Source organism: Pseudoduganella ginsengisoli (genome assembly GCF_009720865.1).
GTDB classification, from domain to species: domain Bacteria; phylum Pseudomonadota; class Gammaproteobacteria; order Burkholderiales; family Burkholderiaceae_D; genus Rugamonas; species Rugamonas ginsengisoli.
Genome location: NZ_WNLA01000016.1, coordinates 165,702 through 173,030, shown reverse-complemented (window position 1 = coordinate 173,030; position 7,329 = coordinate 165,702). Strand labels below are relative to the sequence as shown.

The 7,329-nt window shown below is 65.2% G+C and carries 4 protein-coding genes; all 4 read right to left on the bottom strand.

Annotated features, from left to right (window positions below; genetic code table 11):
- On the bottom strand, positions 1–1,642 hold a 1,642-nt coding region (locus GM668_RS21420; protein WP_155440989.1), incomplete at its 3' end, for a condensation domain-containing protein.
- On the bottom strand, positions 1,620–3,950 hold the full coding sequence (locus GM668_RS21415) for a M20/M25/M40 family metallo-hydrolase (RefSeq protein WP_155440988.1): 2,331 nt from the start codon (positions 3,948–3,950) through the stop codon (positions 1,620–1,622). The genes GM668_RS21415 and GM668_RS21420, both read right to left, overlap by 23 nt.
- Before the next feature lie 414 nt (positions 3,951–4,364).
- Complete coding sequence (locus GM668_RS21410; protein ID WP_155440987.1) at positions 4,365–5,750, bottom strand: hypothetical protein; 1,386 nt, start codon at positions 5,748–5,750, stop codon at positions 4,365–4,367.
- 174 nt (positions 5,751–5,924) lie between these two features.
- The gene (locus tag GM668_RS21405) at positions 5,925–7,232 is read right to left on the bottom strand and encodes a homoserine dehydrogenase (protein ID WP_155440986.1); all 1,308 of its coding nucleotides are present in this window, start codon (positions 7,230–7,232) and stop codon (positions 5,925–5,927) included.
- Between the last annotated feature and the right edge of the window lie 97 nt (positions 7,233–7,329).

Below are 7,329 nucleotides of genomic sequence, written 5' to 3'. Positions count from 1 at the left end.
GCTGGCCCAGGACCGCCACCACCGGCGGCCGTCCCTGGCTGCCGGTGTGCGGCGCCAGCGCCTGCGCTCCTTCAACCGCTGCGGCGGCCAGCTGCGCATAGGTCCACTGGCTGCCGCGCCATTCCAGCGCAAGCGCGCCGGGCCGGCTGCGGGCTTGCTGCAGGAAGCTTTGCGGCACGGCCGGATACTGCTGCAATGGCAACGGCCGGCAAGGTTGCGGCAACAATGCTTCACACTCCGGTGTCCGCAGCGACAAGGCGGCAAGCGTCAGCGGCGGGGCCGCCTGCGCCTGCACGATCTGCCGCAATACCGCCTGCATTTGCGCCAGCACCAGCGCCAGCCGCGCGCCGCTGTAATGGGCGCCCATGCCGACCGCGCGCAGGCGCAGGCCGCCATCGGCCAAGGGTTCGCAATACACGGTCAGCGGGAATTTCGCGCCGCCCAGCCCCAGCAATTCCGGCTGTTCATCGCTGAATGGCGCGCAGGCGATGCCGGGTGCGTCGAACGTGGACATGGCGAAGTTCGTCAAGTTGAGCAGTGCATCGAACGCATTACTGCGCTGCCCTTCCTGCTCCGGCAAACAATGGCGCACCAGGTCTGCCAGCGCCACGCCGGCATGCGCCAACGCACCGACGAAGGCGCGGTTGGCCTGTTCCACCGCGGCGCCGGCCGAGGCATGCGCATCCAATACCAGCGGCAACGGCAACGTTTGCAGGAAATTGCCGGCCACCGCCTGCAGTTCCGCGCGCGGCCGCACCGTCAGCGGGAAGCCCAGCGTGACGGCGCCCTGGTTGCCGTAGCGGCCCAGCACCACCGCCAGCGCAATGGCCAGCAGCGGGAAGCGGGTCACGCCCCGTTCCCTGCATGCGCGGTCGAGCGCGTCCACGTCGGCGCGGCCAAGTTCGGACCGCGCAAAGCACGTGGCGGCCGGCGCGTGGTCGGACGGCAGGCTCAGACGCTCTGCACACGGCGCCAGCGCCGCGCGCCAGTACGCCAGGGCTTCCGGCGTGGCGGCAGGTTGCGGCGTATCGAACCAGCGCTGGTAGGCGCCCGCCACCCCGGCAAGCGCCGGCGCAGCGCCAGTGGCATAGGCGGCGCTCAACTGGCTCACCAGCATGCTCATCGACCAGCCATCGAACACCAGGTGGTGCGCGGTCAACAGCAGCGCGTGCTGGTTTTCCCCCAGCGGCAACAAGGCGCTGCGAAACAGCGTCGCGCCGGTAAAGTCAAACGGGCGGCGCGCTTCGCGCAACAGCTGGGCTTCTGCATCGCCATCCGGCGCCAGCAGCGCCAGCGGTTCGCCGTGCGGCTTGATCATCAGGCGCGCCGGCGCGCCCGCCACCACGCAGCTGCGCAGCGCCGGCTGCAAGGCCGTCACGCTGTCGACCGCGCGCGCCAGGCGTGCCGGGTCCAGCGCACCCGTCAGGCGCAGGGCCACGGCGATGTGCGCATCGCCGCTGCCGGGATGTAATTGTTCCTGGAACCAGATGCCTTGCTGTACCGCCGTCATACCATGGGTAAAGCCGGGCGGCAATGCCGCCGGGCCGGCAGTGGGTTCCGCAGCCGGTGCAGCGCGGGCGCCGCCCCGCAGCATGTCCAGCGCCCGCAGGCGCATCTGGTCAACGTTGACTGAAGCGTTCATGGGATTTTCCTGAGTTAAGGCCAGGTGCGGCCAGTTCGGCCACACTGACGGCTTGCACGGTGTCGCTGGCGCCAAATGGGTAGCCCATCAGGCCGGCCGGACGTGCCGGCACACCCAGGTCCGCCAGCCCGTAACTGCGGTCGATGGCGCGGATGCGGACCGGCTGTCCGGCCGGCAAATGCAGCGTGATGTCGAGCGGGTCGCCATCCAGCGCATAGCCATTGACGGTCCAGCCCTGGCGCGGCACATCGGCCAGCGCGCGCCCCTGCAAGGTGGACGACAGCACGGTTGCGCCCTCCACCGCCACGGTTAGCCGCGCAGCCTGGCGTACCGACGTGACGCGCAGTTGCAGCGTGCGCTGTTTGCCGTCGCTGCTGTCGCTGGCCACGTCGATGCGGGGCGCCGCGATTTGCGCTGCCGGCGCGCCGGCGCTCCACCAGGCGCCGGGCCGTTCGCCAAACAGCAGCGGCATGGCGTGGCGCCCTTTGCCCGCATCGATATACGATTCGCTCCAGCGGTCCGGCTCGGGATTGCCGGACACCCAGTGGGCGCTCCCCGCCGCGCCGTCAAACACGTACGACAGTTCGCTGGGACGCGGCTGGTCCGCGCTGAAGCCCGCTGTGGCGGAGCCGGCCACCAGCGCCAGCGCACCGGCGCCCAGCGGCAGCAACGGCAACAGCCAGCGGCGCGTCAACAGTTCCAGCAACGGCGAAAGCAAACCCAGCAACAGCACCAGCAATGCGGCCGGCGCCATCACGGACTTCGGTCCCAGGCCGACATATAGCGAGCGCAGCAGCGGTGCAAACAGCAGGATGGCAGGCGCAGCAGCAACCAGCAGCCAGACCGCGCGCCACTGGCCAGACATCGGCTGCGCGCGCGGCGCCAGCATCAGGGCCTGCGCGGCCAGCATCAGCGCCAATGGCCACATGAAGACAAAACTCACGCCCGGCATGGCCAGCGCGCTGGCCAGCAACAACGCCTGCCAGCACAGCATCGCGCCTGCCGCCAGTTCCAGCGCGGAAAACCAGCGCGCCAGCGCCGCTTGCAGTGCGCTGTAACCGGCCGCCACCAGCGCAGTGAACGCCAGCAGGTACCAGTGGCTGTTATAGGGCCCGATGAATTGCATGTACTGCGGGTGCGCCAGCGTAATGGCGCGCCATAGCAATTGCGCGGCGCCGGCCAGCACCACCAGCATCAACAGGAAAACCGGGATGGCCAGCATGGCGCGCGCCACGCGCAACTGTGCGCGCCGGCGGCCCTGCCACAGCAGGCAGGCCAATAGCGCGGCCGCGCCCAGCGCCAGCGGGAACGCCCATGATGCGGGGTAATGCAGCAGCGCACCGGGGACATCGAAATAAACGTGGTCCGGCGCGGCCAGGCTGGATAAATCCTGCCGGCTGAAATGGCGTACCAGCGACAGCATCAATTCGCCTTCATGCTGCAGGCTGCGCTGGTCCAGCAATTCAGGACGGTCGATTTCCGCGTGGTAGCTGTAGGGCGACTCGATCGCGGCAAAGTTCATGCCCGGAATACCGGCCCGCTTGAAGGGGCTCATGTCCGTATCGTTGGGCAGCAATTTATACACTTCGTACAGCAGCGAGCTGCCGACCGGATGGGCTGCCGCCTGGGCGAATCCCGGAATCAGCCCGCCGTTGCCGATGCTGGTTTCAAACATCATCATCGGGCCGCTGTTGCCGCGGTATTCGAAATTCAGCGCCAGCCCCACATCCGCCGCCCAAGGGTGGCCTGCAACGAACGCTTCCGCGCCGAGCAAGGTCGCTTCCTCGCCATCGCTGAACAAGACAATCACGTCATGTTCCAGTTGCGGGCCGTGGCGCAACGCGCGCAGCGTTTCCAGGATGGCGGCCACGGACGCGCCGTCGTCGGCGGCGCCCGGTCCGCTGGGCACGGAATCATAGTGGGCCGACAGCATGACTGCCTTGCCTGGCGCGCGGCCCGGCACGCGCACCAGCACGTTGTGTACCTTGCCCGTATTGCCGCCAGCGGCGGTGCGGGTCACACCGACTGCGCTCTGCACTTCCGGCTCGAGGCCCAGCGCGCGCAATTGCGCCAGCAGATAGCCGCGCACGTCGGCGTTGGCGGCGGAACCAACTGGATGGGGTACTTGGGCTATCTTTTCCAGATGCGCCATGGCCCGCATGGCTGAAAAGGCATCGGGCGGAGCATCGGCCCGCAGCGGGGAAGGGCCGCGCGCATGCAGCAAGCCGAGCGCGGCAACCACGCAAGCAAGCAGCAAGACGCACAAAGCCCAGCCAGGCGCCAGCCGGGCAGTATTGGGTCGTGTCATTTGTAAAGCCTGTAACAGGGTTAGCTGGATGCGCTACCTGGCTGCACCGGTTGGGCGCGGCACCACGCGGTGCGGCAAAGACGCACGGCGGCACTACGGCAGACAACACGCGATAAAGTGCGGTCTGGACGCAGGCGATGTTAGGTAACGAAAAGGAAATTCAGTTCATTTCACCGGATAGGTGCAAACGAACGCTGACAGTGGCGTATCGGTGATACGCCGCCGCCAAGTGGTGTTGGCGGCGGGGCGGCAGGCGGGTGTGCGAGCCGAAATGCTGAATTATATGGATAGCATTTTTATCTTTTTGATTTCTCAAAAAGACAATAGATAGTATGCCGTATCGCGTATAGTTGTCAAGCGCATAATGACAGGTTGGCTATCTTATTTGGCAACCTCTCCTGCCGCCACTGCCGTCTACCGCAGCACGAAGACGGGCAGCAGCGAAGCACCCTGCTTAAAGTTCGTGACAGCGATACGGGAGGCGCGCGCCCCCATGCCATACGGTGTGCTGTCCGACCACAGGTAGGGATTCAAGTCGACAAAGTGGTCATGCAATACCAGGGCGCCCTGTTCCAGCAACGGGAACGATTCCGGTGCGGCGGCGATCTTTTCCTGCACCACAAAGGTTTGCCGCGTTGCCGCTTCCATCGCCGCATGCCACTGCGCGTCACTGCAATCGCTGCCCAGCACCACTTGCGCGCCGCCCCAGCCATCGGCCGGTTTGAGGACAAAACGGTCCTTGTCGGCAGCCACCGTGGGCAGCAAGTCCACCCGGCGGCCATGGAAGTCCGTCATCGATGGCTGGAACAAGCGGGTCCACGGCACGTGCCGGTCCACCGCGGCGCGCAGGGCGGGCGGCAGGAAGCTTGCATAGTCCGCGTCCGACAGCAGCGCGAACATGGCTTTGTTACCCAATAACACCTTGTCCGCGACCGAGTTCATCAGCCAGGCTTTGCGTTCACGCACCGCCACGAATAGCGGATGCGACGCAGGCAATCCCAGCCAGGCCCGCCAGTTTTCAACGAACACGGCATCAACGGCGTTACCGCGTGCAGTCAGGCCCGTGCGCTCGGTGTAAGCGAAATCGGCGGGCGATGCGATCACCGGCGGCATCCCCAGCCTGGTCAGCATCCCGACCAGGCGCTGCCCTTCCAGCGATTGCTCGAAGTGATGCGAGGCCGGAGCGCCGGCATCAGCGGCACCGTCGCCAAACACCAGCGCAATGCGTGGCACGCCCTGGCCGCCATGGCGCGTATACGAGGCGCCCAGCGCGGCCGGCATGCGCGCCGACAAGCGGTACGACTCGAATGGATAACGCTGGCGGAAAGCCTGCATGATGGGCGCCTGTTCAAATGCTTCCGCTATCATGTCGAAGTAAAAAGCGCCGCCCGGATTGGGATTGAATTCCATAAAACTGACATCGCCGCCCATGCCGGCGAATGCATCGATGCGCCCCATCACGCCCGTGGGCATAGTGGCAGTGTGGCGGATCAAGTCAAGGTAGGCCGGGTCCACCGGCAAGGCGGCCAGCAGCGCATCATCGGCCAGCAGGCGCGCCTGCAATTGCTTTAATGCGCTGAAGACTGCCAGCGCCGCATCGTTGACGGCGCGCTCCTGCGCCTGGGTAATGAAGCGGGGGCGCAGCACATGGCAAATGTTTTTTTCGCTGCCGGGTTGGCTTTGCCGGTCGGTCACGGCGGCAACTGCCGCCACGGTACTATCCAGGTAGGGGCCTTGCAGCAAGGCATGGTAATGCTCCAGCGCCTGGGGCAGCACCGGGTCTACAGGTTCCAGTTTCATAATGTCTTTCGTCAGGTTGAGGCAGCCTGGACGCGATAGTGCAGCGCCGCGGATAGGGGCGCATGGGAAGCGGAAAGACAGGCGCTGGTGGCGCCGGGCGGGGCATGGCCGCCAGGTCGCGGCCATGCGCTATCACGACCTTGTGGCCGCAAGCGGGAAGGTGGCGGTGGCCGGTCAGGCCAGCTGTTCCACCCTTAACTTGGTAATCGGTCCCAGCACGGTGGGCAGTGCCGCAATGCCGGCCAGCGCCGCATCCATGGCCCGCTCCACAGTTTCATGGGTCAAAACAATAATGTCGGTTTGCTCGCGCCCGGCCGGGGCCTGCTGTTGCAGCGCATCGATGGAAACATCGTGGGCGGCCAGCAGGCGCGTGATATCGGCCATGACCCCGGGCGTATCGCGCACGGCAATGCGCAGGTAATAACTGGTACGCACGTCTGCTATCGGCAGCACCGGCGTCTGCACCATCGCCTGCGGCTGGAATGCCAGGTAGGGCACGCGGTGTTCGTGTTCCGCCGTGGCCAGGCGGGTGATGTCGATCAGATCGGCAATGACCGCCGATGCCGTCTGTTCCGACCCTGCGCCCGCGCCGTAATACATGGTCACGCCGGCCGCATCGCTTTTCACCATCACGGCATTCATCGATCCTTCGACGTTGGCGATCAGGCAGCGTGCCGGCACCAGCGCTGGATGGACCCGCAATTCAATGCCGTCGGCCGTACGCTTCGCGATCCCCAGCAGTTTGATGCGATAGCCCAGCCGCTCCGCGATGGCAATGTCCACCGCTTCCAGGCGGGTGATGCCTTCCACATGGGCTTTGTCAAACTGCACGGGAATACCAAAGGCCACCGATGCCAGCAACGTGGCTTTATGGGCCGCGTCAACTCCTTCGATGTCGAATGCGGGATCGGCTTCCGCATAGCCGAGACGCTGGGCTTCCTTCAGCACGGCATCAAACGGCAGGCCCTTGTCGCGCATCCCGGAAAGGATGAAATTCGTGGTGCCGTTAATGATGCCGGCGACCCATTCGATGCGGTTACCCGATAAGCCTTCGCGCAGCGCCTTGATAATCGGGATGCTGACCGCCACGGCCCCCTCGAAGGCCACAACGACCGAGCGGGCGCGCGCGGCGGCAAAGATTTCCATGCCGTGTTCGGCCAGCAGCGCCTTGTTGGCAGTGACCACGTGCTTGCCGTTGGCAATCGCGCGCAGCACCAGCTCCTTCGCCAAGGTACAGCCGCCTATCACTTCCACCACCACGTCGATGCGGGGATCATCAACCACTTGCCAGGGGTCGTTTACGACCTCCACCTGCTCGCCGACGATACCGCGCGCACGGGCAATGTCACGCGCCGCCACCATGACAATTTCAATCCCTCGCCCTGCCCTGCCGCAGATATCGTCCTGGTTCCGTTTGAGGACGTTGAATGTTCCGGAGCCAACAACTCCGATACCCAGCAAGCCGACATGAATTGGACGCATTTTTGAAGTAAAAGAATGGAGAAAAGAATACTGCTGCATTGATTGTTGTCATAAATAATAACATATATGACATGATTTCAGCAGGTGGCGAAGGTGA